29 protein-coding genes are annotated in these 25780 nt (G+C 71.3%); 8 read left to right on the top strand and 21 right to left on the bottom strand.

Features of this window, described 5'->3' with window-relative positions; translation table 11 throughout:
- Window positions 1-2: 2 nt before the first annotated feature.
- The 4 genes from GT755_RS36035 to GT755_RS36020 are packed head-to-tail and all read right to left on the bottom strand — an operon-like array spanning window position 3 to window position 3369.
- Window positions 3-416 (bottom strand): NUDIX hydrolase, encoded by a 414-nt coding sequence (locus tag GT755_RS36035; protein WP_161484044.1) that lies wholly within the window; start codon window positions 414-416, stop codon window positions 3-5.
- Window positions 417-425: 9 nt separating this feature from the next.
- Window positions 426-1175, bottom strand: a complete 750-nt coding sequence (locus GT755_RS36030) for a decaprenylphospho-beta-D-erythro-pentofuranosid-2-ulose 2-reductase (RefSeq protein WP_161484043.1) — start codon at window positions 1173-1175, stop codon at window positions 426-428.
- Window positions 1175-2482, bottom strand: coding sequence for an FAD-binding protein (locus GT755_RS36025; RefSeq protein WP_161484042.1), 1308 nt, complete (start codon window positions 2480-2482; stop codon window positions 1175-1177). Before GT755_RS36025 ends, GT755_RS36030 begins: the two co-directional genes overlap by 1 nt.
- On the bottom strand, window positions 2479-3369 hold the full coding sequence (locus GT755_RS36020) for a UbiA family prenyltransferase (protein WP_161484041.1): 891 nt from the start codon (window positions 3367-3369) through the stop codon (window positions 2479-2481). Before GT755_RS36020 ends, GT755_RS36025 begins: the two co-directional genes overlap by 4 nt.
- 222 nt (window positions 3370-3591) lie before the next feature.
- On the opposite strand from GT755_RS36020, the gene GT755_RS36015 reads away from it, so the two are divergent.
- Complete coding sequence (locus tag GT755_RS36015) at window positions 3592-4173, top strand: SH3 domain-containing protein (protein WP_161484040.1); 582 nt, start codon at window positions 3592-3594, stop codon at window positions 4171-4173.
- Here the strand turns inward: GT755_RS36015 and GT755_RS36010 are convergent.
- The 5 genes from GT755_RS36010 to GT755_RS35990 form a co-directional block, all read right to left on the bottom strand.
- Window positions 4170-5297 carry a YibE/F family protein gene (locus GT755_RS36010; protein ID WP_161484039.1) on the bottom strand — a complete coding sequence of 376 codons (1128 nt, stop codon included), beginning with the start codon at window positions 5295-5297 and terminating at the stop codon, window positions 4170-4172. The genes GT755_RS36015 and GT755_RS36010 overlap by 4 nt on opposite strands.
- Before the next feature lie 16 nt (window positions 5298-5313).
- On the bottom strand, window positions 5314-6435 hold the full coding sequence (locus tag GT755_RS36005; RefSeq protein WP_161484038.1) for a monooxygenase: 1122 nt from the start codon (window positions 6433-6435) through the stop codon (window positions 5314-5316).
- A 206-nt stretch (window positions 6436-6641) separates the two neighbouring features.
- Window positions 6642-7028, bottom strand: coding sequence for a hypothetical protein (locus tag GT755_RS36000; RefSeq protein ID WP_161484037.1), 387 nt, complete (start codon window positions 7026-7028; stop codon window positions 6642-6644).
- Complete coding sequence (locus tag GT755_RS35995) at window positions 6982-7320, bottom strand: hypothetical protein (protein ID WP_161484036.1); 339 nt, start codon at window positions 7318-7320, stop codon at window positions 6982-6984. Before GT755_RS35995 ends, GT755_RS36000 begins: the two co-directional genes overlap by 47 nt.
- Before the next feature lie 82 nt (window positions 7321-7402).
- Window positions 7403-8935: an MDR family MFS transporter gene (locus tag GT755_RS35990; RefSeq protein ID WP_235968151.1), complete on the bottom strand. Its 1533-nt coding sequence runs from the start codon at window positions 8933-8935 to the stop codon at window positions 7403-7405.
- A gap of 163 nt (window positions 8936-9098) precedes the next feature.
- On the opposite strand from GT755_RS35990, the gene GT755_RS41455 reads away from it, so the two are divergent.
- On the top strand, window positions 9099-9677 hold the full coding sequence (locus tag GT755_RS41455) for a TetR/AcrR family transcriptional regulator (RefSeq protein WP_161484034.1): 579 nt from the start codon (window positions 9099-9101) through the stop codon (window positions 9675-9677).
- A 26-nt stretch (window positions 9678-9703) separates the two neighbouring features.
- The gene (locus tag GT755_RS35980) at window positions 9704-10105 is read left to right on the top strand and encodes a nitroreductase family deazaflavin-dependent oxidoreductase (RefSeq protein WP_161484033.1); all 402 of its coding nucleotides are present in this window, start codon (window positions 9704-9706) and stop codon (window positions 10103-10105) included.
- A gap of 1 nt (window position 10106) precedes the next feature.
- Here GT755_RS35980 and GT755_RS35975 read toward each other — a convergent pair whose 3' ends face one another.
- Window positions 10107-10805 carry an SDR family oxidoreductase gene (locus GT755_RS35975; protein WP_161484032.1) on the bottom strand — a complete coding sequence of 233 codons (699 nt, stop codon included), beginning with the start codon at window positions 10803-10805 and terminating at the stop codon, window positions 10107-10109.
- A gap of 102 nt (window positions 10806-10907) precedes the next feature.
- On the opposite strand from GT755_RS35975, the gene GT755_RS35970 reads away from it, so the two are divergent.
- Window positions 10908-11726: a helix-turn-helix transcriptional regulator gene (locus tag GT755_RS35970; protein WP_161484031.1), complete on the top strand. Its 819-nt coding sequence runs from the start codon at window positions 10908-10910 to the stop codon at window positions 11724-11726.
- Here the strand turns inward: GT755_RS35970 and GT755_RS35965 are convergent.
- Window positions 11674-12822: a sensor histidine kinase gene (locus tag GT755_RS35965; RefSeq protein ID WP_161484030.1), complete on the bottom strand. Its 1149-nt coding sequence runs from the start codon at window positions 12820-12822 to the stop codon at window positions 11674-11676. The two genes, GT755_RS35970 and GT755_RS35965, sit on opposite strands and share 53 nt — an antisense overlap.
- Window positions 12823-12935: 113 nt before the next feature.
- Here GT755_RS35965 and GT755_RS35960 point away from each other — a divergent pair, with 113 nt between their 5' ends.
- Window positions 12936-15425 (top strand): DEAD/DEAH box helicase, encoded by a 2490-nt coding sequence (locus tag GT755_RS35960; protein WP_161484029.1) that lies wholly within the window; start codon window positions 12936-12938, stop codon window positions 15423-15425.
- Here GT755_RS35960 and GT755_RS35955 read toward each other — a convergent pair.
- The 3 genes from GT755_RS35955 to dusB are packed head-to-tail and all read right to left on the bottom strand — an operon-like array spanning window position 15422 to window position 17895.
- On the bottom strand, window positions 15422-16411 hold the full coding sequence (locus GT755_RS35955) for a hypothetical protein (protein WP_161484028.1): 990 nt from the start codon (window positions 16409-16411) through the stop codon (window positions 15422-15424). The genes GT755_RS35960 and GT755_RS35955 overlap by 4 nt on opposite strands.
- Before the next feature lie 2 nt (window positions 16412-16413).
- Window positions 16414-16746 carry a hypothetical protein gene (locus GT755_RS35950; RefSeq protein WP_161484027.1) on the bottom strand — a complete coding sequence of 111 codons (333 nt, stop codon included), beginning with the start codon at window positions 16744-16746 and terminating at the stop codon, window positions 16414-16416.
- Between the two features lie 36 nt (window positions 16747-16782).
- Window positions 16783-17895 (bottom strand): tRNA dihydrouridine synthase DusB, encoded by a 1113-nt coding sequence (gene dusB, locus GT755_RS35945; protein WP_202610932.1) that lies wholly within the window; start codon window positions 17893-17895, stop codon window positions 16783-16785.
- Window positions 17896-17946: 51 nt separating this feature from the next.
- On the opposite strand from dusB, the gene GT755_RS35940 reads away from it, so the two are divergent.
- Window positions 17947-18603: an ACT domain-containing protein gene (locus GT755_RS35940; RefSeq protein WP_202610931.1), complete on the top strand. Its 657-nt coding sequence runs from the start codon at window positions 17947-17949 to the stop codon at window positions 18601-18603.
- Here the strand turns inward: GT755_RS35940 and GT755_RS35935 are convergent.
- From GT755_RS35935 to GT755_RS35925, 3 genes are read right to left on the bottom strand one after another with little or no spacing between them, the layout of a single operon-like run.
- Window positions 18591-19409, bottom strand: a complete 819-nt coding sequence (locus tag GT755_RS35935; RefSeq protein WP_161484024.1) for an NAD-dependent epimerase/dehydratase family protein — start codon at window positions 19407-19409, stop codon at window positions 18591-18593. The two genes, GT755_RS35940 and GT755_RS35935, sit on opposite strands and share 13 nt — an antisense overlap.
- Window positions 19410-19423: 14 nt before the next feature.
- On the bottom strand, window positions 19424-20071 hold the full coding sequence (locus tag GT755_RS35930) for an NAD-dependent epimerase/dehydratase family protein (RefSeq protein ID WP_161484023.1): 648 nt from the start codon (window positions 20069-20071) through the stop codon (window positions 19424-19426).
- A 10-nt stretch (window positions 20072-20081) separates the two neighbouring features.
- Window positions 20082-20714, bottom strand: a complete 633-nt coding sequence (locus tag GT755_RS35925) for a 4'-phosphopantetheinyl transferase family protein (protein WP_161484022.1) — start codon at window positions 20712-20714, stop codon at window positions 20082-20084.
- Window positions 20715-20782: 68 nt separating this feature from the next.
- Between GT755_RS35925 and GT755_RS35920 the strand changes: the two genes are divergently transcribed.
- A complete protein-coding gene (locus GT755_RS35920; protein WP_161484021.1) occupies window positions 20783-21025 on the top strand; it encodes a DUF5302 domain-containing protein in 243 nt (80 codons plus the stop codon).
- 102 nt (window positions 21026-21127) lie between these two features.
- Entirely contained in the window at window positions 21128-21793 is a 666-nt protein-coding gene (locus GT755_RS35915) for a hypothetical protein (RefSeq protein ID WP_161484020.1), read from the top strand.
- Here the strand turns inward: GT755_RS35915 and GT755_RS35910 are convergent.
- From GT755_RS35910 to GT755_RS35895, 4 genes are all read right to left on the bottom strand, one after another.
- The gene (locus GT755_RS35910; protein ID WP_161484019.1) at window positions 21751-22491 is read right to left on the bottom strand and encodes a phosphatase PAP2 family protein; all 741 of its coding nucleotides are present in this window, start codon (window positions 22489-22491) and stop codon (window positions 21751-21753) included. The genes GT755_RS35915 and GT755_RS35910 overlap by 43 nt on opposite strands.
- Before the next feature lie 34 nt (window positions 22492-22525).
- The gene (locus GT755_RS35905; protein WP_235968150.1) at window positions 22526-23284 is read right to left on the bottom strand and encodes a phosphatase PAP2 family protein; all 759 of its coding nucleotides are present in this window, start codon (window positions 23282-23284) and stop codon (window positions 22526-22528) included.
- A gap of 37 nt (window positions 23285-23321) precedes the next feature.
- Window positions 23322-23921, bottom strand: coding sequence for a hypothetical protein (locus GT755_RS35900; RefSeq protein ID WP_161484018.1), 600 nt, complete (start codon window positions 23919-23921; stop codon window positions 23322-23324).
- A gap of 100 nt (window positions 23922-24021) precedes the next feature.
- Complete coding sequence (locus GT755_RS35895; protein ID WP_161484017.1) at window positions 24022-25740, bottom strand: ABC transporter ATP-binding protein; 1719 nt, start codon at window positions 25738-25740, stop codon at window positions 24022-24024.
- Window positions 25741-25780: the final 40 nt, after the last annotated feature.

Genomic DNA, 25780 nt, shown 5'->3' with positions numbered 1-25780 from the left:
CATCAGACCAGGCGGAATCCGTCGTGTTCCCGCACAAACGGCGTACCCCCGGGCGGGAGGGCATCGCGGATGCGGACCTCGAAGGCCTCCGTGGTGAACAGGGCGAGATCGGCCGGGGAGGCCCAGTGGAAGGCGGTGCTCTCCTCCGACAGGGTCAGGCGCCCGCCCGTCACCTCGCAGGCGAAGACCAGTTCCACGACGGCGGCCGGCATGCTCTTGTACACGCCGGTCAGCCGGACCGCGCGGACCTCCAGACCGGTCTCCTCGCGGACCTCGCGGCACAACCCGTCGGCGATGCGTTCGTCCATCTCCAGAACGCCTCCCGGAGGTTCCCAGGCGCCGTTGTCACAGCGGCGCTGGAGCAGGACGCGGCCGTCGTCGTCGACGACGACCCCGATCACGCTGACGGAGTGCATGGTGGCTCCTCACGGGAGTCGGCGCAGAACGGCGTGGGGTAACAGGCGCAGCAGCAGGGCGACCGGCCGGGCCGCACGAGGCACCCAGACATCCCCGCTCCCCCGCCAGACGGCGTCGACGACGGCCTCCGCCACCGCGTCAGGAGTGGTGGCAAGCGGTGGGACGGAGAGGCCGGCGGTCATCCGGGTGTGCACGAACCCGGCGCGGACCAGCAGCACGCGGACGCCGGTGCCGCCCAGGTGGCCGGCCAGGCCCCGGGTGAAGGCGGTGAGGCCGGCCTTGGCGGAGCCGTACAGGAAATTGGCCGGGCGGGGACGCTCGCCCGCGACGGAGGAGAGCACGACGATGACGCCGTGGCCCTGGACGGTCATCTCCCGGGCGAGCAGGACCCCGGCGCTCACCGCACCGGTGTAGTTGACGGACGCGGTCCGGACCGCCAGAGCCGGGTCGCGCAGCGCCGTGTCCTGGTCGGGCAGCAGGCCAAAGGCGACGACGGCCAGGTCGACGTCACCGCCCGCGAAACAGGCGCCCAGTGCCGCCTCGTGGGTGGCGGGCTCGGCGGCGTCGAACGGCACGATCTCGACCTGCGCCCCGGCGGCGGCCAGGTCGGCGGCGGCCTCCTCGAGAAGACGCGAGGGCCGGCCCGCCAGCACGACGCGCAACGGCCCCATGGCGAGATATCGCCGCGCGATCGCGAGACCCAGTTCGGAGGTCCCGCCGAGAAGGACCATCGACTGGGGGCGGCGCAGCCCGTCCATCACAACGACAGCCTCCTCGCGAGGTCGGAGCGGAACACGCCTGCGGGGTCCCAGTGTCCCCGCAGGCGCCGGAACTCGGTCAGCCCGGGATACATGGCGGGCAGGTGCCGCGGGTCGGTCCCGGCGTCCTTCGCCAGGTAGACCCGCCCGCCCGCGGCGGCGACCAAGGCGTCGAGGCGGGCCAGCAGCGGCGCGAGCGCCGGGTGGGCCGGGAAGTCGGCGGCCAGCGTCCAGCCGTCCATCGGGAAGGACAGCAGCCCGGGGCCGGCTCGCCCGAGGCGTTTCAGCACCAGCAGCGGTACGCCCACAGGCGCCCCCGCCACCATCCGCAGCGCCTCGGCCAGCTCCGCCTCGGCCGAAGCGGGCACGACGAACTGGTATTGGAGCAGGCCGGACCGCCCGTAGACGCGATTCCAGCCGGTGATCCGGTCGAGGGGGAACATCGCGACCGGCAGCGGGCGAACCTCACGGACCGTACGCCGTCCAAGCCCGAGCAGCCGGTTGGCGGCCCCCACGAGCCGGGGACGGGCCAGCCCGGCGAGCGGCAGCGGCGGGCACGGCAGCGGCCGGGGCGCCAGGTAGCGCAGCGGCTCGGCGCGATGCACTGTCGGCACCTCTCGAAGCCGGGCGGGAGCCGACAGGCTGAGCACCCCTCTCCCGGCCGACGGATCGAGCCGGGCCACCGCGTGCCACCCGGGAGCGACGGCCGACAGGCCGTCGAGCAACCCGCGGAGGCCGTCGACGCGCCGATGGACGAGCGTGACCCAAGCGGTGTCCAGCGGGCGCAGTCGCAGATCGGCCCGCAGGACGACCCCGGTCAGGCCCATGCCGCCCATCGTGGCCCGGAGCAGGGCGTCCCGGTGGGTCAGTGTGTGCGCCGTCCCGTCGGCCGTCAGGAGGTCGACGGAGGTCACGTGGTCCCCGAACGATCCGGCATCCGCGTGGTTCTTGCCGTGCACGTCGGCCGCGATCGCTCCGCCCACCGTGACGTGCGCGGTGCCGGGCAGCACGGGCGGACACCACCCGGCCGGGACGACGGCCCGCAGCAGGGCGTCGAGGGTGAGCCCGGCCTCCACCCGGATCAGCCCGGCGGCGCGGTCGAAGGACAGGATCCGGTGCCGTGCCGTCATGTCCAGCACGACGCCGCCGCTGTTCCCGGCCGCGTCTCCATACGATCGTCCGGAGCCGCGCGCCAGCACCCCCCGGGGCCCGGCCCCACGGACGGCGTCCGCGAGTCGTTCGTCGTCGCCGCTCAGGACGGTGGAGCGGGTGGGCTCCATCCGGCCCCAGCCTGTCAGCAGCGTCATGACATCAGTGTCCCGATCACGAAGAGCCCGCACCAGGTCGCCGCGAGCGCGTGCAGGACGCGGTCCCGGTGGACCACCTGGTCGACGTCGCCCGCCCGTCCGGCCAGCGCCGTGGCGGCGTACCTGCCCAGGGCGGCGGTGAACGGCGCCGCCGACAGCAGCGGAACGAGCTCTCCCCTGTCGAGGAACAGCCCCAGAGCACCGGTCGTGTAGATCGCCGCGGCCGTGCACGACGTCGCGACGATCAGGGAGCGCAGGTGGGCGGGCCGGTACCGGGCCAGCGCCCGCCGGGTGACGGCGCCGCCCTGGGTGACCGCCTCGCCGTACCGCTTGCCGGCGGCCATGAGCAGCGCCGCCACCACGACCGCGCCGGTCAGCCAAAGATCTGGGGCGGCGCCGACGCACAGGTACCCGGCGACCAGCCGGAACCCGAACCCGGCCGCGACGGCGAGCAGGTCGAGCCCCACCAAGTTGCGCAGGAGCAGGCAGTAGGCCACCGCCACCGCCAGGTATGCCGTCACCGCGGGCCGGGCGGGGCCGGCCACGGCGACACCGGCGGCCATGAGCACCGCCGAGGTCGCCAGCGCGGGCCCGGCCGGCAGCAGACCGGCGGCGATCGGCCGTTGGCGTTTGACGGGGTGCGCCCGGTCCTGCGGGGCGTCCCGGACGTCGTTGAGCAGGTAGATCCCCGACGCGCTCAGACAGCAGGCCGTGAACGCGGCGGCGACGAGGAACAGGTCAGCGGTGAGCGGCTGCCCGGCGACGCACACCGGGACCAGGACGGGCACGTTCTTCGTCCACTGCCACGGGCGAGCCGCCATCACGACGGCGTAGAAGAAGTGGGTTCTCGTAGTCTGCGAGCGCGGCCGATCACGGAATCGGGGCATGGCAGTGCACCTTTGTGTCGTCGGCGGAGGGGGAACGCGCGAGGTGCTCCGTCGACTATCGCCACGACGGCGTGTGTCCCGCCTGAGTAGGGGGCTACTCAATGACGCGGAGTGAGGTTGGCAACCAGATCTGCGCCAAGGTATTCACAATAAGTAATCATGCGATTACTCTTGGTAGTAACAGCAGGTCAAAAGCCTGCCTGGTACGTAAGGAGTGAGATCATGGATCTCGTCAAGCCCGCCGTCCTCGCCACAGCGACCGTGCTCTGCCTGGCCCTCCCGGCCGGCGCGAGCACCGCGCTCCCCGCCACGGCCTCCGCCGCGTCCTCCGGCTTGGCCGTGAACGCCGCCCCCTCCACCGTCCACGCCGGCCAGACCGTCCGGCTCCGCACCAAGGCGTGCCCCAACCGGCCGGGCTACGCCTACTCGCCGGCGTGGGGCCGCAGCGTCACGCTGCTGCCCAACGGCGTGCGGGCCACCGGGAGGGCCACCGTGTGGTCGGGCACGAAGCCGGGCACCTACTCGGTCTCCGTCGCCTGCCAGGGGCAGACCTACCCGACCGCGTTCGGCTACCTGACGGTCGTGGCGGCCGGGACCTCGGTGAAGTACCGGGTCCAGCACGTCCGCAAGGGCAGCCACCTCAACGTCCGGTCGGGGCCGGGCCTGGGCCATCGGGTGGTCGGCAAGCTGAAGTGGCGGGCGACCGTCCAGGGGTCCCCGGTCCGTGAGAGGGGCTGGGTCAAGGTGACCACGAAGAGGGGCACGACCGGCTGGTCGTACGGCTACTACCTGCGCCGCGCCTAACCGGTCACCAGGTCGTGGGCCCGTTCGGGTACGTCCCCGGCCGAACGGGTCCGCCTCCTGCAGGTCAGCGCGGCGAGCGCCGTCGTGATGGGCACCGCCGCGACCAGCCCGATCGTGCCCACGATGCTCCGGACCAGCTCCTGGGCAACCACCGGCCCGGCCAGCACCTCACCCAGGGGCTCGTTCCCGACGCTGATGAGCAGCAGCAGCGGGAGCGACGCTCCGGCGTACGCGAGCACGATCGTGTTGATGACCGAGGCGATGTGCGCCCGCCCGACCCGGGTGGCGGCCCGGTAGAGCTGCCGGGCGGTGTATCCCGGGTTGGCGTGGGCGAGTTCGGCGACCGTGGCGGCCTGGGTGACCGTGACGTCGTCGAGCACGCCGAGCGAGCCGATGATGATGCTCGCCAGCAGCAGGCCCTGGGTGTTGATCTGGTGGCTCGTGCCCAGCAACCAGCTGCTGTCGTCGCTCACGCCGCTCAGGTGGGCCCAGTCGATGGCCAGCAGCGACAGCAGGCCCGTGAGGGCCAGGCTGACCAGGGTGCCGATCACGGCCACCGAGGTGGGCACGGTGACGCCGTGGGTGACGTACAGGACGATCAACATGATCGCCGCGGCGCCGACGACGGCGACCAGCAACGGCGGTTGCCCCGCCAGGATGGCCGGGAGCACGAACGTGAGCAGCAGCCCGAAGGTGATCGCGAGGCCGGCCAGGGCGGTGATCCCCTTCCACCGTCCGAAGGCGATCACCGCCAGCGCGAACGCCGCCCCGAACAACCACAACGACGACGAGCGGTCGTGGTCGGAGACGGCGTAGGTGCCGTCCTGCAGGTCGAGCACGACCACCTTGTCGCCCTCGGCGAAGGTCGCCGACCCCGGCGCGGTCGGCAACATCGCGGTGACCTGGTGGAACACCGAGAACTCGACGATCGCCTTCTCCCCCGAGACGGAGGTGATCACCCCGGTGAGCTCGGGGATCCGCGGCTCCTCCGTCTTCTTCACGTCGCCCGGCCATAAGAAGACCAGCGCCACGAGCGTCGCGGCCGCCAGCGGCAGGATCACGGCCAGCACGGCCAGGACGGTTGTGCGGTCGGCGGGCGCGGCCGGCCCGTGCGAGTGCCCCATGGCGAGGAACAGTAGCTCAGGCCGACATGATGGCGACCCCCAGACACATCTCGTCGGCGGTCCCCTCGCCCCACACGACGTAGCGGGCCGGGTCGTTCGCCAGCTGCGGCAGCATGCCCCGCAACTTCGCGTCGTGGGTGCAGGTCACCCGCACCACGTCGCCCTCGCCGACCTTCACCGGCGCGGGGAGCGGGCGCAGCGCCTGGTCGTCGAAGTTGTAATCGGGCACGTCGAGCAGGGTCCGCGCGTCCGGCTTGCCGGGGTTGAGCTCGATCTTGATCGACCGGCCGAGCAGGTGCATGTGCCCGGCCAGGGCGTGCAGCAGGCCCTCCCGCGGCACGGGGATGTCGCAGTGCTGCGTGGGTCCCGGCTCGGCCGGGCCGCACATCTCGGTCAGGAAGCCCTGCATGCGCGCCGACTCGGCCCCGAACCGGCGGCCGATGTCCTCGACGGCGGCCTTCCGGTCGCAGAGCGGCCCCGACTCCCCGGGGGCGCAGGGCAGTTCGACGGCGGCCGGGAACAGGGCGGTGCCGAGGGGCTCCAGCTGCTTGTCGCTGACCCGCAGCCGGATCGCCGACTGGTCGGCCCCGTCGCCCGCGCGGGTGTTGTAGTGAACCTGCATGACGAGCTGGCTGCCCGGCGGGATCGGGTGGCCGTACTTCGGGTCGAGCAGCGTCTCGCGGTCGCCCGGCGCCCAGTGGGCCACCCATCCGGCCTCCCTGACGCCCGCGTCGGCGAAGCAGGTCCAGCCCTGGCCGGGGGCGGCGGCGTCCATCCTCTTCGCCTCGGCGACCTGTTCCGGTGCCAGGCGGAAGAAGATCGCGTGGTGGACGATGGCCAGGTTGAGCGGCTGGAACTGGGCGCCGGTCAGGAAGCCGGTGCCCTGGGTGCCGGGGTCGATGAGGAAACACCGGTAGTCGTCGGACGCGCCGTTGGGTCCCTTGGGGGTGTACGGCTCCGGCATCGTCAGCGTGACGAACCGCTCGCCGTCGCGCAGCGGCTGCGCGGGCGCCGTGGAGGCCCCGTGACCGTGTTTCGGCGTGGCGCCGGGCGGCGGCGCCGCCGCGTTCTGCGTTCCGCAGGCCGCCGTCACCACCAAGACCAGGAGCGCGGCCAGACTTCCCCGTAGTCGATTCATGTGTTCAACGCTGACGCACCCGGCGCCACCCGGCCATCCTCCTTTGGAGGGAGAGATCGTCCGTTCGGATGGGCCGCCATGTCGACTCCCGTATGACGAGTCCGGCGGGCAGCGCCCGCCGCCAGGCCTCGCCCACCGCGCCTCACCTGACCATCAGCAGCGGCCGGCTTCGTCAACCTGAACTGCGCCATCGGCCGGGGCTCCCGTCATCCGCCCTGGGACAGCGCCCTCAACTGGGGGAACTCCCCGGTCCCGTCGAGGCTGCCGTTGTGGACCGGCGGGCGGCAGCCCACCCGCACCGACACCCCCACTCCCGGACCGTCGGCGTAGCGGAACTGGAGGTCGTACCACTCCGTCGCCGTGCCGGTGCACGACCCCGCGCCCGGCGCGGCCGGGATCGCGTTCAGGTCGCCGGCGAGCGCGAGGGCCACGTCACGGCCGTGATCGCGCTTCGAGTCCTTCCCGCAGACCAGCACGCCGACGGGTCGGCCGGGGACCATCTCGAACTCCTGGCCGCGCCGCCCGAGCGACCGGTGGCAGGGGTCCTCACGTCGGGGGGTGGTCCACTTCCCGGTCCGGTACGCGGCGGTCATCTCCTTCCCCAGGCAGGTGGTTCAGGTCCCGGGCCATCCGCGCCGTCTCGTCCGGCGACAGAGTCCGCTGACCTCCCAGCGTCTCGCCCTCGGTCATGTTGCTTCCCGGATAGGCGCACATCAGCGCCCCGGCGGGGGTGCCGGGAACCAGCATGTCGGCCGCCCCGTCGACGGTCGTCTCCTCGGGCGCCGTCCCGGTCCAGGTCTCCGGGCAGGGCGCGGGGGCGGTGAGGGGAGCGGGCGTACAGGCCGCGATCAGCAGGAGGATCGCCGGCGGCGTCGAACGCTTCATGATCCCATGACGCCTGACACCGGCCCGGGGTTCAAAACGAATACGGCCCCCGCCTGGGCGGGGGCCGTACCGGAAAAAGGGTCTAGAGGGCCGCCACCGGCTCCTCCTTGCTGAGCTGCTCGGGGCCGCCCCGCAGCGGGACCTCCTTGATGAAGGCCGCCAGGATCGGGACCACCACCGCGAAAACGATCGCCCAGAGGAAGACGCCGCTGATCGCGCCCGCGAGCGACTCCAGGAAGCCGGTCTTGATCTGCGGGGGGAGCTGCGCCAGGGCCGCCGGGCTCATCTGGCCGCCGCTGGCGACCATGTCGGCCGACCGCTCGCCGAACTTCTCGCGCAGGCTGTCGGCCAGGTGGTTGTTGAACACCGCGCCGAACAGGGCCACGCCGAACGAGCCGCCGATCGAGCGGAAGAAGGTCGAGGCGCTGGAGGCCACGCCCAGGTCCTTCTGCTCCACGCTGTTCTGCGCGATCAGCATGGTGGTCTGCATCAGGAAGCCCATGCCGAGGCCGAGCACGGCGATGAACACCCCGGTCTGCCAGAGCGGGGTGCTGACGTCCATCAGCGTGAGCAGGCCCATGCCGATGGCCATGATCACACCGCCGATGACGGGGAACGCCTTGTACTTGCCGGTCGCGGTGATGCGCTTGCCGACGTAGAGCGAGACGACCATCGAGGCCGCCATCATCGGCAGCAGGAGCAGGCCGGAGTTGGTCGCGGTCGCGCCCTGCACGAGCTGCTGGAACAGCGGCAGGAAGGAGATCGCGCCGAACATCGCGAAGCCGAGCAGGAAACCGACACCCGAGATCAGGTTGAAGTTGCGGTCCTTGAACACGTGCAGGGGCATGATCGGCTCGGGGGCGCGCCGCTCGACCGGGATGAACGCCGCGAACGACACGACGGCCAGCACGCCCAGGCCGATGATCTGCCACGATCCCCACGGGTAGCCATGGCTCTGGCCGCCCCATGAGGTGATCAGGACCAAAGCGGTGATCCCGACCGTGAGGATGATCGCGCCGAACCAGTCGATGCGGTGCTCGGTGCGCTTCTTGGGCAGGTCGAGCTTGAGCCAGAGCCACACCAGCGAGACGCCGCCGAGCGGCAGGTTCACGTAGAAGGCCCAGCGCCAGTCGAGGTGGTCGGTGATGAAGCCGCCGGCGAGGGGGCCGGCGATCATGGCGAGCGACATGATCGCGGCCATGATGCCCTGGTACTGACCGCGCTCACGCGGCGGCACCAGGTCGCCGATGATGGCCATCACGCCGACGATGAGGCCGCCCGCGCCGAGGCCCTGGATCGCGCGGAAGGCAATCAGCTCGGTCATGCCGTTGTCGACGCCGCCGAAGAACGACGAGCCGGCCATGCCGCACAGGGCCGAGCCGACCAGGAAGATGACGATCGAGGTGAGGAAGACGGTCTTGCGGCCGTAGAGGTCGCCCAGCTTGCCCCAGATGGGCGTGGACACCGTCGTGCCCAGGATGTAGGCGGTGGTGACCCACGTGAAGTATTCGAGACCGTTCAGCTCGCCGACGATGCGGGGCATCGCGGTGCCGACGATCATGTTGTCGAGGAAGGCGAGCATCATGGCCAGGAGCAGTCCCGGCAGGATGATCATGACTTCTCTGGACCGCGCCGGAGGTGGACTGGCGGCGGTTTCCGACATTACGGGGCCCCCTTGTTAACCCATGAACTTACTTGCCGACCGGCAAGTGGCCGGAGTTAAGGTAAGGTCCGTACTAGCCGCCCGTCAAGTTGAATTAAAAGGACGACCAAACGCCATGAGCGAACGTGCGTTCGCCCCTCGGGAGACCCGAGACACCCGTGCGCGCATCCAGGAGATCGCGCTCGAACTGTTCACCGAGCAGGGCTATGAGGCGACCTCGCTCCGCGAGATCGCCGAGGCGCTGGGGGTGACCAAGGCGGCCCTCTACTACCACTTCAAGACCAAGGAAGACATCGTCGCGGGCATGATCATCGACCGCATCGCGAAGCTCGACGTGATCATCGACGAGCTGCGCGCCCACGACGCCGTCACGCCCGAGGTCCGCCGCGCGGCGATCGTCCGCTACGCCGAGGGCGCCTACGAGGGCCGCGCGATCACCCGCTTCATGGAGCGCAACCCGACCGCGATGAAGCACCACCCCGTGATGCTGCGCATGCGCGAGAAGGTGATCGAGCTCAGCGAGCTGCTGATCGACCACGACCAGCCGCTGACGCTCCGGCTCAAGCACGGCCTGGCCCTGTTCGCCATCCACGCGGTCGGCTTCATGCTGCCCGACCCGAAGATCGACGAGAACGAGAAGTATGAGGCGTCACTGAAGGTTGCCCTGGAATTGATCGAGGCCACCGGGAGTTGATCCGCCCGAAAGGGTAGGTGAAACCCATGCTTTTCGGTAAGGAACACGTCGAGCGTTATCAGGCCACCGACGGCGCCGAGGGTCACGAGTGGCAGGGCACGACGGCGGCCCTGCTCACCACGAAGGGCCGCCGCACCGGCAAGGAGCACACGACCCCGCTGATCTACCAGAAGTACGGCGACGCCTATCTGCTGGTCGCCTCCAAGGGCGGCGCGGACGCCCCGCCCGAGTGGTATCTGAACCTCCAGGCCAACCCCGAGGTGGGGTTCCAGGTCTTGGGCGACAAGTTCCGCGCCCGCGCCCGGACCGCCACCCCGGAGGAGAAGCCCGACATGTGGCGGGTGATGGTGGCCGCGTGGCCCGACTACGACGAGTACACGAAGAAGACCGACCGCGAGATCCCGGTCGTCGTCATCGAACGCCTCTAGCTCACCAGGCGACCACGCCCTCCTCGTTGACGAACGTGCCCGTCGGGCCGTCGTCGCCGAGCAGGGCCATCGACACCGACACGGCCGCGCCCTGGGCGGCCGTCCGGTCTCCCTGGAAGCCGTTGAGGTCGGTGGCGCAGTAGCCGGGCGAGATCGCGTTCACCTTGATCGGGGTGCCGGCCAGTTCCTTGGCGTACAGGGCGGTGACCATGTTGAGGGCCGTCTTGGACGACTGGTAGGCCAGGCTGTTCAGCTCGCCCCACGGGTTGGCCGGGTCGGTCGTGACCGTGAGGCTGCCGACCTCGCTGGAGACCATGACGATCCGGCCGGCGGGCGACTTGAGCAGGAGCGGGACCATCGTGTTGGTGACCGCGACGACGCCGAAGACGTTCACCTCGTAGACGCCGCGCATCAGGTCGAGCGGGGTCGCGGTGGGCGGGCCGCCCTGGGCGATGCCGGCGTTGTTGACCAGGATGTCGAGAGAGCCGAAGCGTTCCCCGATGAACGCGGCGGCGGCCGTGATCGTGTCGGGCGAGGTCACGTCGAGCTCGACCCAGGCGGCGCCGATGCGCGCGGCGGCCTCCGCTCCCCTGCCGGGGTCCCGGGCGCCGACGACCACGTCCACGCCCCGCTCCCCCAGAAGGCGGGCCGTCTCGAAGCCGATTCCCTTGTTCGCGCCGGTGATGAGTGCTGTCGTCATGGCCTCAAGGGTGGGCGGGGCCGTGCCGGCGCACGAGAGACCGGCCGATGCTGGGATCGGCGGTACCACCCACGCGCCCCGGACACGGGGGAAAATCGGCTCATGGACAGGAACGGGCTGGCCGACTTCCTCCGCACCCGCCGCGCCCGGTTGAAGCCCCGCGACGTCGGGTTGCCCGACGGCGCGCGGCGGCGGACCCAGGGGCTGCGCCGGCAGGAGGTCGCCGAGCTGGCCGGGATGTCGGTCGACTACTACATCCGGCTGGAGCAGGGGCGCGGCCCGCATCCCTCACGGCAGATCCTCAACGCGCTGGCCAGGGCCCTCATGCTGAACGCCGACGAGCGTGCCCACCTCTACAACCTGGCCGGGGAGGCGCCCGCCCGGCCCGGCGTCTCCCCCACGGTGCCGCAGGGCGTGCTGGAGCTCCTGGCGACGCTGACCGACGTTCCGGCCTACGTCCTCGACGACGGGTTCGACGTGCTGGCCGCCAACCCGATGGCCCTGCACCTGATCCCCTACCTGACGGTCGGCGGGAACGAGATGCGCGGCATCTTCGCCGGTCCGGTGCACCGCGAGGTCTGCCGCCACGCCGAGTCGTTCGCCGCGGCGGCGGTCCGCGAGCTCCGGGCGGCGTCGGCGACCCGGCCGGAGCTGACGGACCTGGTCGCCGAACTGGGCGCGCGCAGCCCCCTGTTCACCGAACTCTGGGCCGCCCATGACGTGGAGATCCGTCGCGAGCTGCGCAAACAGCTGCTGCACGAGGCCGTCGGCGAGATCGACGTACGGCGGCAGATCCTCGCCATCCCCGACTCGGGCCAGCGCCTGATCACCTACGTCCCGATCCCCGGCACCGGCGCGCAGGAGGCCCTCAGGAGGGTCCGGGAACTACTGGATCGACCGGGATACGCGCGGTCAGGGTGAACCCTCCGCCGGAGGCGCCCGCCTGGAGGGTGCCGCCGACCAGCATGATCCGCTCCCGCAGGCCCGCCAGGCCGTAGCCCGACTCGCCGAAGACCCGCCCGCGCGGCGGCCCGGCGGCGTTGTGGACGACGACGACGAGCTCGTCGTCGTCGATGCGCCCGGTGACGGTCACCGTGGCCCCGGGCGCGTGCTTGCGGGCGTTGTTCAGCCCTTCCTGGACCACCCGGTAGGCGGCGTGCTCGACGCTGCGCGACAGGTGCGTCCCGTCGACCACGAAATCCAGGTCGACCCGCTGACCGGTCGTGTTGCTGTCGGCCACGAGCCTCGGGATGGCGTCGATGCCCTGGGCCGAGCCGGGCAGGTCCCCGGCCCGCAACACGGTGAGCAGCTCGCGGAGTTCCGTGAGGGCGCGTACCCCCTGGTCTTCGATGTCCCTGGCCAGAGCCGGGTTGTCCTCCTGGTCGGTGTCCTCCTGGATCATCCCGGCCTTGAGCACCATCACGGTCACGGCGTGGGTCACGGTGTCGTGCAGCTCGGCCGCGATCCGCCTGCGCTCGCGCGCGGCGGCGTTCTCCTCCCTGATGTGGACGTCGTCCGTCAGCGTCTGGATCATGTCGCGGTAGCCGCGCACCCAGGTGCCGACCACGGCGGCCACGTACACGGTGGTGATCCCCCGCACGGCGTCGATGCCGACGTTGGGGCTCATGTGGGGCTGGTAGTGGTAGCCGATCGCGAACCCCACGGTCAGCACGGCCGCCACGGCCTGCCACCACCGCACGGTCCGGTGCGCCGTCATCGAGTAGGCGGCGATCGACACCGGGATCGACTGCGCGGTGAACAGGTAGCAGACCAGCGAGAACACCAGCGACGGCCCGGCCCACCGGCGCCTGACGAGCATGGTCAGCGAGGCGACGACGGCGCTCGCGGTGGCCACCCAGACCGGCACCACGATCGAGGAGTCGTAGGGGTCGACGAGCGCCGGCGGCAGCGTGTAGACGAGCACTGTGGCGGCGAGGGCGAGGTCGACGATCCTGTCCCGCCGTCCGGGGTCGAGGGAAGCCCAGCGCTCCCGCCACCGGTCGATCGTCTCCCGCATCCCGCCAATGTCGGCTCCGCGGCGGCCCCGCGGGCCCTCTGACACGCGGACTTTCCCGATCTTGTACGAACACGCGTTTCCGCACCGCCCGCGCTTCGGGGCAGGATAGAGCGGTGAGCCTGATCGAGCGCCTGCCGCAGACCCCCGACCCGGATTCCCTCTTCGAGGCGTTCGCCGCCTGGAACGAGGAGCGTGGGCTGACGCTCTATCCGGCCCAGGAGGAGGCGCTGATGGAGGTGGTGACGGGCAGCAACCTGATCCTCTCCACCCCCACCGGCTCGGGCAAGTCGCTGGTCGCGGCCGGGGCCCACTTCGCGGCGCTCGCCAACGACCAGGTCTCGTTCTACACCGCCCCCATCAAGGCGCTGGTCTCGGAGAAGTTCTTCGACCTGTGCGCGATCTTCGGCACCGAGAACGTCGGCATGATGACCGGCGACGCCTCGGTCAACGCCGACGCCCCGATCATCTGCTGCACCGCCGAGATCCTCGCCCAGGTCGCCCTGGCCGAGGGCCGCCAGGCCGACGTCGGCATGGTGATCATGGACGAGTTCCACTTCTACGCCGAACCCGACCGGGGCTGGGCCTGGCAGGTCCCGCTGCTGGAGCTCCCCCAGGCCCAGTTCGTGCTGATGTCGGCGACCCTGGGCGACGTCACCCGCTTCGAGAAGGACCTCACGCGGCGCACCGGCCGTCCGACGGCCGTGGTCAAACACTCCGAGCGCCCGGTGCCGCTGGTCTACTCGTACCGGATGACCCCGCTGCACGAGACGCTGGAGGAGTTCCTGTCGACCGGGCAGGCCCCCGTCTACGTGGTCCACTTCACCCAGGCCGCCGCGATGGAGCGCGCGCAGGCGCTGATGAGCATCAACATGTGCAGCAAGGCCGAGAAGGAGGCCATCGCGGCCCTGATCGGCAACTTCCGCTTCACCACCAAGTTCGGCCGCGCCCTGTCCCGGCTGGTCCGCCACGGGATCGGCGTCCACCACGCGGGCATGCTGCCCAAATACCGCCGGCTCGTCGAGAAGCTCGCCCAGGCCGGCCTCCTGAAGGTCATCTGCGGCACCGACACCCTCGGCGTCGGCGTCAACGTCCCGATCCGCACGGTGCTGTTCACCGCGCTCACCAAGTACGACGGCAACCGCGTCCGCCGCCTGCGCGCCCGCGAGTTCCACCAGATCGCCGGCCGCGCCGGCCGGGCCGGCTTCGACACCATCGGCTACGTCGCCTGCCAGGCCCCCGACCACGTGATCGAGAACGAACGCGCCCTGGCGAAGATCGGCGACGACCCCAAGCGCAGAAGGGGCTACGCCCGCAAGAAGCCGCCGGAGGGCTTCGTCAACTGGAACGAGGAGACCTTCGAGAAGCTCCAGACGGCCGAGCCCGAGCCGCTGACCAGCCGGTTCAAGGTCTCCAACGCGATGCTGCTGGCGGTCATCAACCGCCCCGGCAACTGCTTCCAGGCGATGAAGAGCCTGCTCACCGACAACCACGAGGAGCGCAAGAACCAGCGCCGCCACATCAGCCACGCCATCGCGATCTACCGCTCGCTGCTGGCCGGCGGCATCGTCGAGACCCTGAAGGAGCCCGACGACCAGGGCCGCTACGCCCGCCTGACGGTCGACCTCCAGCAGGACTTCGCCCTCAACCAGGCCCTGTCGACCTTCGCCCTGGCCACCTTCGAACTCCTGGCCCCCGACAGCCCGACCTACGCCCTCGACGTGGTCAGCGTCGTCGAGTCGACCCTCGACGACCCCAGGCAGATCCTGCACGCCCAGCTCAACAAGGCCCGCGGCGAGGCGGTCGCCCAGATGAAGGCCGACGGCATCGAATACGAGGAGCGGATGGAGCTCCTCCAGGAGGTCACCTACCCGATGCCGCTGGAGGCCCTGCTCTTCGGCGCCTACGAGACCTACCGCCAGGGCCACCCCTGGGTCGGCGACCACACGGTCAGCCCGAAGTCCATCATCCGCGACATGTACGAACGCGCGATGACCTTCACCGACTACATCCAGTTCTACGAACTGGCCCGGTCGGAGGGCACCGTCCTGCGCTACCTGGCCGACGCCTACCGCGCCCTGTCCCGGACGGTCCCGGAACACATGAAGACCGACGACCTGATCGACCTGATCGAATGGCTCGGCGAACTGATCCGCCAGGTCGACTCCAGCCTGATCGACGAATGGGAGAAGCTCGCCAACCCGTCGGAGGCCCTGGAACACCGCGACGAACTGGAGTCGAAGCTCCGCCCGGTCACCGCGAACACCCGCGCCTTCCGCGTCCTGGTCCGCAACGCGATGTTCCGGATGGTGGAGTTGGCCGCGCTCGACCAGCAGGAGGAGCTGGAGGAGCTCTACCCCGACGTCGACTGGGCGGCGGGGCTCGACGCCTACTACGACGAGCACGACACGATCGGGACCGGGCCTTCGGCACGCGGGCCGGCGTTCCTGCGGATCGAGGAGGAGCCGGGGGTGTGGCGGGTCCGGCAGGTCATCGAAGACCCGGCCGGCGACGGCGACTGGGGGGTGTCGGCGGATGTCGATCTGGCGGCGTCCGACGAGGAGGGCACGGCGGTGCTCCACGTGGTCGGCATCAACCGCCTCTAGGCGCCGGCCTTGGCCAGGTCGACGATGACGTGCCTGCCGTCCTGCTGGTAGCTCAGCAGCCGGTCGTCGGAGGCGGGCACCGGGATCGCGATCCCCCCGGCCTGCACCCCCTTGGCGGGCAGCGGCTTCACCCCCAGGTCGGCCACCTGCCCCGACACGAGGTCGTAGAGCCCCGCCCACAGCTCCCCCGGTCCCGCCAGGGTGCTGGAGGTGACGAAGCGGTCGCGGGCGGGGCGGGACACCGGCGGGTCGGTCAGCTTGGTCGCCCGCAGCCCGGCCCCCGAGCGCGCCGACGCCAGCCGGTCGGCCGACACGCACAGGTTCACCCCGCACAACGAGCCGGGACGGGTCTCCCGCCGCTCCCCCGTCTCGGCGTTGACGGCCGTGGTGAACGCGCGGGCGGGCGAGCCCACCCACGGCCACTTCAGCACGTGTTGCCCCTGCGTCCCGGCCACCTCGGACGGCCTGCCGCCCGCATAGGGCACCCGCCACACGCCCCCGGCGTCGGTCGACCACACGACCCCCTGCGGAGTCGGCTCCAGGCCGGTGACCGTCCCGGTCAGCGCGAAGGCGGCGACGGCGACCGGGTCGCCGCCCTCCACGGGGACGGTCCAGATCTCGCCGACGCGTCCGGCGCCGTCGCGGCGGGCCGTCCACCACACGACGTGGCCCGACCCCGCGGCCACGCCCGAAGGATGGACCACGGTCCGGGGCGGCACGGGGAGCTCGGCCAGTTCGGCGGTCTCTCCGTTCGCCAGCCGGTACGACACCAGCGCCTCCGACCGCTCGAAGCCCTTGGCCGCGGTCGCCAGGAGGGTGTCGTCGTCGAGGAACAGGCGCGGGGTGATCGTGCGGCCGTCGGGGAGCACGGCGGGGATGACGTGGACGGCCTGCGGCCAGACGGTCTGCACGAGCGGGGGGCGTTCCACGAGGGTGGTGCCGTTCAGGGTGCCGGTGAGGGCGAGGGCGGCGAGCAGGACGCGCACGATCAGCCCCCTACCGCGCCGCAGTCGGACACGAGGGAGCCCTGGCGGCGGCAGGTCTGGAGGGCCACGCCGGGGACCGTCAGGTAGTGCCTGACCACGGTGCCGGCGCCGCCGGTGTTCTCGTCGTAGCCCTGGCCGACGCCGCCGACGCCGATGTAGGTCCGGACCGCCTGGCCGTCGGCCTCGGTGTCCCACACGTCGAGCACGCCCTGGTCGTGGATCGCCTGTCCGCCGGTCGGGGTCAGGGTCGTCACCGGGCCGCCCGCCGCCGCGCTCGCGGGCGCCGCGAACAGGGCCACCGTGAAGACGGCGGCGACAGCCGATCTGCGACGCATGCAAGCACGATAAGTCACGAATCCATAAAGTGCCCGTCAACCGCCGGAAAGCGCGTCTTCGACCTCGGGGACCGCGAAGTCGTCGGGGTCGTCGAGCCAGCCGTGCGGCAGCAGGACCTTCTGCCGTTCGCCGCTCTTGCCGCGCGGGCCGTCGGCGGCCTCGCCGGGCCACGGCTGGTCGAGGTCGAGGCCCGACAGGCGCTCGCGCAGCTCGTCGAGCGAGGCGGCCTGGGCGGTCAGCCGCCGGGTCTCGGCGCCGACCGAGAACGCCTTCAGATACCACCCGACGTGCTTGCGGAAGTCGGAGACGCCGTGCTTCTCGTCGCCCATCACCTCGACCAGGAGCTCGGCGTGGCGCAGCAACATGGTCACCACCTCGCCGAGGCGGGGCTCGGCGCGCTCGGGCGAGCCGTTGAACGCGTTCTCCAGGTCGCGGAACAACCACGGGCGGCCGAGGCAACCACGCCCGATCACCACGCCGTCGCAGCCGGTCTGGGCGACCATGCGCAGGGCGTCGTCGGCCGTCCAGATGTCGCCGTTGCCCAGGACCGGCACCGAGTCGGGCACCGCGTCGCGCAGGCGGGCGATGGCGTCCCAGTCGGCGAAGCCGCCGTAGTGCTGGATGGCGGTGCGGGCGTGGAGGGCCACGGCCTGCACGCCCTCCTCGGCGGCGATCAGGCCGGCGTCGAGGTAGGTCAGGTGGTCGTCGTCGATGCCCTTGCGCATCTTCACGGTCACCGGCAGGGGGCCCGCGTTCGCCACGACCTCGCGGATGATCGACCGGAGCAGCCGCCGCTTGTAGGGCACCGCCGCGCCCCCGCCGCGCCGGGTCACCTTGGGCACCGGGCAGCCGAAGTTGAGGTCGATGTGGTCGGCCAGGTCCTCATCCGCGATGATCTTCGCCGCGCGGCCCATGACCACCGGGTCGACCCCGTAGAGCTGGATGCTGCGCGGCGACTCGGTGGGCCCGAAGCGGATCATCTCGTAGGTGAGCGGGTTGCGTTCGACCAGCGCCCGCGAGGTGATCATCTCGCACACGAACAACCCGCCGCCCTGCTCGCGGCAGAGCGTGCGGTAGGCGCGGTTGGTGATGCCGGCCATCGGGGCGAGCACCACGGGGGGCCAGACGTCGAGCGACCCGATTTTCATCCACTCATTGTCGTCCACGGCCGGGAGTGACCGGTGCACTAGCCTGGTCGCATGCTGCTGCGGTTGCGGATCGCGCTGCCCGACCGTCCCGGCGCCCTGGGCGCCGTCACGCAGGCCCTCGGTGTCGCGGGGGCCGACATCATCCAGGTCGTCGTGCTCGACCGGGGCGAGGAGCGCGCGGTCGACGACTTCACCGTCTCCTGGCCCGACGCCGCGCCACGCGAGCATCTCCTCCGGACGCTCGACGAGATCCCCGACATCAAGGTCGAGGGGGTCTGGGCGACCCGGGAGGCGCCGGGCACCTACCCGGAGCTGGAGGTGCTCAAGTTCCTGACCACCGCCGGAGACCGCGCGCTGGCGACCCTCGTCGACGCGATGCCGGTGATCTTCAGCGCCGACTGGGCCGCCTGCGCGGCCGACGGCAGTCACGACGTGGTCTGCGCGAGCTGGCGGGCGCCCGAGTCGATCAGGTTCCCCGACCTCGTGCCGGCCCGGCCGGTGGCCGCGACGCTGGAGTCGGGGGTCCACGTCGTCAACGCGCCGCTGCCGCCGCTGGCGCTGACGCTGGTGCTGGCCCGGGTCGAGGGGCCCGCCTTCCACCGGATCGAGGTGGCCAGGCTGACCCGGATCCTCGACATCTTCCTGCTGCTGCCGGCGATCGAGCAGAGCGCGGAGAAGGCCTTCCGGTCGGCCTCTCAGCCCACGTGATCGCGCCAGGAGTGCCGGGGGTCGTAGCCCAGCACCTTCCTGGCCTTGTCGATCGACAGCAGCGTGCCGAACTCCCCCACGTCGTGGGTGAGCTCGACGCCGGGGAACTCCTCGCGCAGCAGGTCGGCGGAGGGCCGGTTCATGATGGTGTCGGCCGCCGCGATTACGAAGCTCTCGGCCCCGGTGACCTCGGCGGTCAGGCCCAGGCGGCAGCTCTGGGCGACGTCGCGCACGTCGACGTAGCCCCACAGGTTCCAGCGCCGCGAGGCGGCGTCGGCCCAGTACGACGGAACGTTCGCGTAGTCCTCGGGCAGGTGGATGTTGGACAGGCGCAGGGCCACGAACGGGATGCCCGACCACGCGGCGACGTGCTCGGCGGTCGTCTCGGTGACGACCTTCGACAGGGCGTAGGTCGAGGTCGGCACCGGGTAGTGGGCCTCGTCGACGGGGGCGTAGCGGGGGGCGTCGTCGAAGGGCAGGCCCAGGGTGGTCTCGCTGGAGGCCCAGACGACGCGGCGCAGCTTCAGGGTGGCCGCCGCCAGGAACACGTTGGCGTTCATGGTCACGTTGCGCTGGAAGGTGACCGCCGGGGTGGCCAGGCCGGGGGCGGGGATGTTGGCCAGGTGGACGACGGCCGAGCAGCCTTCGAGGACCTCGATCGCCTGGCCGTGGTCGGTCAGGTCGGCGGCCAGCACGCCGGGCCCGCCGAGGTCGGTGGCGACCACGTCGTAGCCGTGTTCCCGCAGGTCGGCGACGACGGCCCGGCCGGCCTTCCCGGCGGCGCCGGTGACACAGATGCGTTCCATGGCACGGAAGCCTTTCACATCCGGGCGAGCCGGTTGATACCGGTCGCATATAGGATTTTCGGGGCTTTTGCTCCGCGCGCGAGGGCGAGCATGGCCCGGCCGATCGCCTCGGTGGTGGTGACCATCCGGGGGAACAGCCGGGTGAAGACCGGCCAGATCGGCGTGCCGATCATGTAGAGCACCCGGTAGGACCGGGTCTTGCTGGTCGCGCCGTGCATGGCCCGGATGAAGCCGGGGCGCAGCGCGAAGGCCCGGTCGAACCGCTCGAACAGCGCGTTCTCGGTCTCGCCCTTGACCCGGGCCCACATCCGGCGCCCTCCGGCGTCGGCGCCCTGGCCCGAGACGTACACGAACGTCACGTCGCGCCGCAGCGTGCGGGCGACGTCCATGGTCATCGTGTACGTCACCCTCCGGTAGTCGGCCTCCGACATCCCGGCCGAACTGACCCCGACGCAGAAGAAACACGCGTCGAAGCCCTGGAGGAACGCGGTGTACTCGGCCGGTTGCCCGAGGTCGGCGATCACCTCGGTGAGTTTGGGGTCGGTGACGCCGGTGGGCGTGCGCCCGACGACGAGCACCTCGGACACGTCGGGGGCGAGCAGGCACTCCCGCAGGACGCCCTGCCCGATCATCCCGGTCGCCCCGAACACGATCACGCGCACATAACCGACATTACGCCTGCACGACCACAGAGGTGACGAGGAGTCCGCCCTCGGCCGCCCAGCGGCCCTCGAACACCGGTAACGGCGAGTCGACGAGGATCCGGGCGCTGAACACACCGTCCCCGAAGGTCACATGGGCGTCCTCGAACCCCAGCCAGCGCCCCGTGATCGGGAACCACGCCTTGTACACCGACTCCTTCGCGGAGAACAGCAGCCGGTCCCAGGCCACCACCGGACGGTCAGCCAGCAGCCGCCCGACCGCCAGCTGCTCCTCGGGCGAGGCGACGGCGCCGAGCACCCCGTCGGGCACGGGCTGGTCGGGCTCGGCGTCGATGCCGATCGAGACGACCACGTCGCCGGAGGCCACGGCGGCGGCCCGGTAGCCGTCGCAGTGGGTCATGCTGCCCACGATGCCCTCGGGCCACAGGGGTTCGCGCTTCGGGCCGGACAGGATGGGCGTGTCGGCGTGCCCGAAGGACGAGAGCGCCTGGCGGGCGCACCAGCGGGCGGTCGCGAACTCGGCGCGGCGGCGCGGCACGGCCCGGGCGACCAGAGACTCCTCCTCGGGGAGGGGCCGCACGCCGGGCGGGTCGCTGAAGCTCTCGTGCCACACGACACCCGGAGGAAGCACCGATCCCAGCATGAAAGCCCCTTTCCGGCTGGACCTTACCGCGTGAACGGGAGCGGTAAAGTGACAGCCCAGGAGGTCCGATGTCTGACAGCACACCCGATTCCGCCGTCGAGGCGGAGCCGACCGACGAGTCGACCGACGGGGTCGCCGAAGAGGCGAGCGCGGAAGACGAGCTCAAGCGGAAGTTCCGCGAGGCACTCGACCGTAAGCGCCAGGCGCAGTCCGACCGCAACGGGAAGGGTGCCCGGGGGTCGTCGAAGATCCACGGCACGCATGAGGCCGCCGGCGGCAAACGTTCGTTTCGCCGCAAGAGCGGGGGCTGACATCCGCTGAAAGGGGCCGCCGTCGGAGGGGGGCCTTCCGATCCGCGTGATCCGGGCGCACTATGGAAAGTGACATCCTGGGCGAAATCGCATGGAGCGGCTGTGCAAGGTCACCTTCCGGCGGCGGTCCCGCTGCTGTCCCGAGGCAAGCACCGCAACCCGCGCAAGGGTGCGTGTTTCATGGAGTTCGCGTCCTACCTGGCCGGTGAGCGCTGGAGCGACCACCCGGCCTGCACCCACCCGCTTTTGGCGGCGATGGCGCGGCTCGTCAACGACTACACGACCGACGCCAACCGGCAGCGGCTCGCGCCGCTGATCCCGTCGGTGATCGGACTCACCACCAACGATCCACGGGCCGACGTCCGGATCGCGCTGCGCGCGGCCACGACGGCGCTGCCGGTGGTCGCGGCCGAACGGCAACTGGCCCTCGCGGTCTCGGTGCTGGCGGCCGAGCACGTCCTGGCCGACCTCGAAGGCCGCGAACCCGGCCTCGAACCGGCCAGCCAGGAGGCGCTCGACCTGGTGCCCGACGCCGCCCGCTGGGCCTACGGCTTCCGCAGCGGGGTCAAGGTGTCCCGCCGCGGCTTCCGCCGCTACGCGGCGCCGAACACGGTCCAGCTCGCCGTACGGGGCGTCTCGCAGGCCTGCGTCGACGATCCCGACCTGATCCTGCGGGAGCTGCTCACCTCGTCCATCGACGAGGTCAGGGCGCTGGTCGGCGACGGTCAGGTGGAGACCCGGCCGCTGGCCTTCAGAGCGGGCCGGTAGAGGGCTCCACCGGCGAGGATCGCCACACAGGCCGCGCCGAGCATGAAGCCCCAGCTCACGTCGGTCAGGTGGTGCATGCCCCGGTAGAGGCGCGCCCCCGCGATGGCGAGCGGGACGGCCAGGCCGATCGCCAGCAGCACCCAGCGCAGGATCGCGTGCCGGTGCGTGTGCAGGGTGAGCACGGTGGCGAGCCCGAAGTAGAAGGCGACCCCGGCGCTGGTGTGCCCGGAGGGCCAGCTGGAGGTGGGCGGCGCCGGGTCGAGGTGGGCGACCTCGGGCCGGGGCCGCTGCGACACGACCGTGGACGCCAGGAAGATCAGCGACTGCGACCACACGGCGAAGATCAGGAAGACCGACTCGCGCCAGCGCTTGTAGGCGATCCGGAACCCGATCGCGAAGATCGCCGTGGCGACGACGATCACCGGCGTGTCCGAGAACGACGACACGACGTCGGTCACCCCGTTCCAGAACGGCGACCGCTCCCCCGCGACCTCCCGGCTGACCGCCTCGTCCCGCTCGATCAGCCAGGTGTCCCCCAGCACGTTGACCAGCAGCAGACCGGTGCCGAGCGTGGCGATCAGCAGGGCCAGGAGGGGTAGCAGCACCCGCCGCCCGACTTCCTTGTAGTCGACCCGCTGCCAGGGCCGCTGATGACCGCGGACCGTCACGGGGGTCTCGGCGGGACGTGTCGTCACCATTGGGGGCTCCAATCTTGGGCTTTCATCGAAGCCGTCATCGGGGTTCGCCATTGCCGTTCGGGGCGGCGAACTCGGGTTCGACGCCCTCGATGTGGGGTTCGACCGGCCGCCGGCCCATCCGCCGCCGCCACGCCTCGAATCCGGCGGCCGTGGCGGCCACCACCGCCAGCGCGAGGATCAGCCCGGCCACGACGTCGCTGAGCCAGTGCACGCCGAGGGCGACCCGGGTGAACGCGACCGTCAGCGAGGCCAGCGCGGCCAGCACCCAGGCGACCACGCGCCAGACGCCGTGCAGCACCGGCAGCAGCAGGAGGACCAGCGTGACCGCCCCCAGCGCCGCATTGAGGGCGTGGCCCGAGGGGAACGACCAGCCGGGGGCCCAGGAGACCGGGTCGGGCAACATCGGCCGGGCCCGCTCGACGGCGATCTTCACGGCCAGCCCGATCAGCCCGCCCGCGGCCACGGTCGTGATCGCCCAGATGGCGAGCCGGGGCGCGCCGCGCAGCAGCGTGTAGACGGCCGCCGCGCCGACCAGCACCCGCCAGGTCTCCGGGGCGAGCGCGTCGGTGATGAACTCCATCGCGCGGGCGAACCCGGGATTGCTCAGGGCGTAGGAGTGCAGATCGGCGGCCACCCCCTGGTCGAACCGGTTCAGGGGCGGGAAGGCGCTCTTCACGAGGACCAGCAGCAACATGAACGGGACCAGGAGGATCGCGGCCGCCAGGGTCGCGGCGGTCAGCCGCGCGCCCAGGGCGCCGTCGGGTCCCAGCAACCATCGGCGCATCTCCGTCATGCGCCGCCGTGCTACCCCGGCGAGGGCCCGATGAACATCAACAGCCGGTGCGCAGCGGCACCTTCGCCGACCATCGGCCGGACGTCACGTCCTGGGCGCGGGCGTAGGCGTCGGGGGCGCCGGAGCAGTGCGGCAGGCCGGTCTTCTTGCCCCAGCTCCCGCCGGGGTAGCCGGGGAACTCGGCGGCGGCGATCACGCCGCTCCAGACCAGGTCGCCGCCGGAGCGGCGGACGTACAGCTTGACCTGGCCGACGTTGTAGTGGGAGCCGTTCAGCTTGACCACGTGGCCCTCGGTGGTGATCCACAGTTTGGCCAGCATGCGGCGCGACTCGGCCGCCGCGTTGTCGGCCCTGGCCTGGGCGCGGACCGAGGGGATCACGCAGACGTCGTCCTCGTGGAAGGCCTCGCGCCAGACGTAGCCGTCGACGCAGGCGTGGTCGTCGTCTGCCCAGCGGGTGGCCTTGAGGGCGTTGTCGGCCAGGGTGCGGGCCCGCGTCGCCGGGGTCACGCAGACCTTGTCGGCGGGGCGGGCGGCGCGGAAGACGAAGCCCTCACGGCAGAGCTGCGGGGCGGCGGAGGCGGGGGCGGCCGTGGCGCCGAGCAGGAGGGCAGCGGCCGTGAGGGTGCGCAGGATCATCGGTGGAGCTCCAGAAAGGCGCGGGTGTTGCCCTCCCTTATGCACCGGGCCGCCTGCAGGATCCTTGCAAACCCGTGTCAGACACGCGATCAGGCCTGGATCAGGCCGACTGGAGCAGGGCGTAGGCGCCGCCCGCGCGGACCAGGTCGTCGTGGGAGCCGGTCTCGGCGACGCGGCCGTGCTCCATGACCACGATGCGGTCGGCGTTGCGGATCGTGGACAGCCGGTGGGCCACCACGAGGACCGTCCGGCCGGCCACCAGGCGGGCCATGGCCTGCTGGATCAGCTTCTCCGAGCGGGTGTCGAGGGCCTCGTCGAGGATCAGGATGCGAGGGTCCCTGATCAGCGCGCGGGCGATGGCCAGGCGCTGCTTCTGGCCGCCCGACAGGCGGGCGCCGCGCTCGCCGACCACGGTGTCCCAGCCGTCGGGGAGCCGGTCGACGAACTCGGCGGCGTTGGCGTCCTCCAGGGCGCGGCGCACCACCTCGCCGGGGACGTCGCCCAGGCCGTAGGTGACGTTCTCCCTGACGCTGCCCTCGAACAGGATCGACTCCTGCGGCACGACCGACACGAACCTCCGGTAGGTGCGCAGGTCGAGGGTCTCCATGTCGACGCCGTCGAGCAGGATGCGGCCCTCGGTCGGGCGGAGGAAGCCGATGACGAGGTTGAGGACGGTGGACTTGCCCGCGCCGGAGGCGCCGACGAGGGCCACGGTCTCCCCGGGGCGTACCGACAGGGAGATGCCCCTGACCCCGTAGGTGTAGGCGACGTCCTGGAAGTCGAGGCGGCCCGTCACCTTCGTGACCTCGGCCTTGCCGTCGTTGTGCTCCAGGTCGGGGGCCTGGAGGACCTCGCCGATCGAGCGGACCGACTCCAGGCCCTTGCTGATGATCGGGGTCAGGCTCATCAGCGAGGTGACCGCGGTGGTCAGGGTGGTGAAGAAGGTGCTGAGCATGACGACGTCGCCGGGGGTCAGCGCGAACACGCGGTAGTACGACACCAGCGCGGCCCCCGCCAGGCACACCACGCCGAGCGTGTTGAGCAGGATCCAGGCGAGCGAGCCGAACCTGCCGTTGACGAGGTCGAGCCGCAGCCCGGTGCGCAGGACGTTGCGCAGGGTGCCGTCGACGCGGTGCAGGGCGTCCTTCTCCAGGCCGTGGGCGCGGGTGATCGGGATCAGGTGCGTCATCTCGGTCACCCGGGACGACAGCCGCTCGACCTCCAGGCGGAAGTTCTCGTTGTCGGTGCGCAGCCGATCGCGCATCTTCATCACCAGGATCGCGGCGGCCGGGACGACGACCAGGAAGACCGGCAGCGCCTGGGGCACCTTGACCGCGATGACGGTCACCCCGCCGGCCAGCATCACGATCGCCGACAGGCCGATGTCGCCGGCCTGCTGCGACATCGTCTCGACGCTCTCGACGTCGCGGATGACCTTGGTCTGCAGCACCCCGGCGCTGACCCGGGCGTGGTAACCGATCGACAACTGCTGCATCCGGGCGCAGAGCGAGGAGCGCAATCCCGTGCTCACCTTGCGGATGGTGCCGCTGAGGTGGCGTACGTAGAGCAGGTGGAAGGGGTAGTTCAGGGTGAGCAGCACGCAGAGCACCCCGGCGTTGAGCCAGATGCCCGAGACCGGTCCCCCGTCGACCAGGACGTCGATGATGTTGGCGGTGACCAGCGGCAGCACCCACGTGGGGCTGTGCTTGAACACGAAGGCGACCACCGCGATCAGGAGCGATGCGCGGTGGTCGCGATAGAGGTAGGCGAGCGTCCGGATCGGATGTTCGCCCCGGTAGCGGTGGTCCAGTTCACCCATCGATGTCCTCAGCGCAAAATATCTACAGATTCAGGGTAGA

The organism is Herbidospora solisilvae (genome assembly GCF_009901565.1).
GTDB lineage: Bacteria > Actinomycetota > Actinomycetes > Streptosporangiales > Streptosporangiaceae > Herbidospora > Herbidospora solisilvae.
The sequence above is the reverse complement of the archived record's forward strand: the minus strand, read 5'-3'. Positions and strand labels throughout refer to the sequence as shown.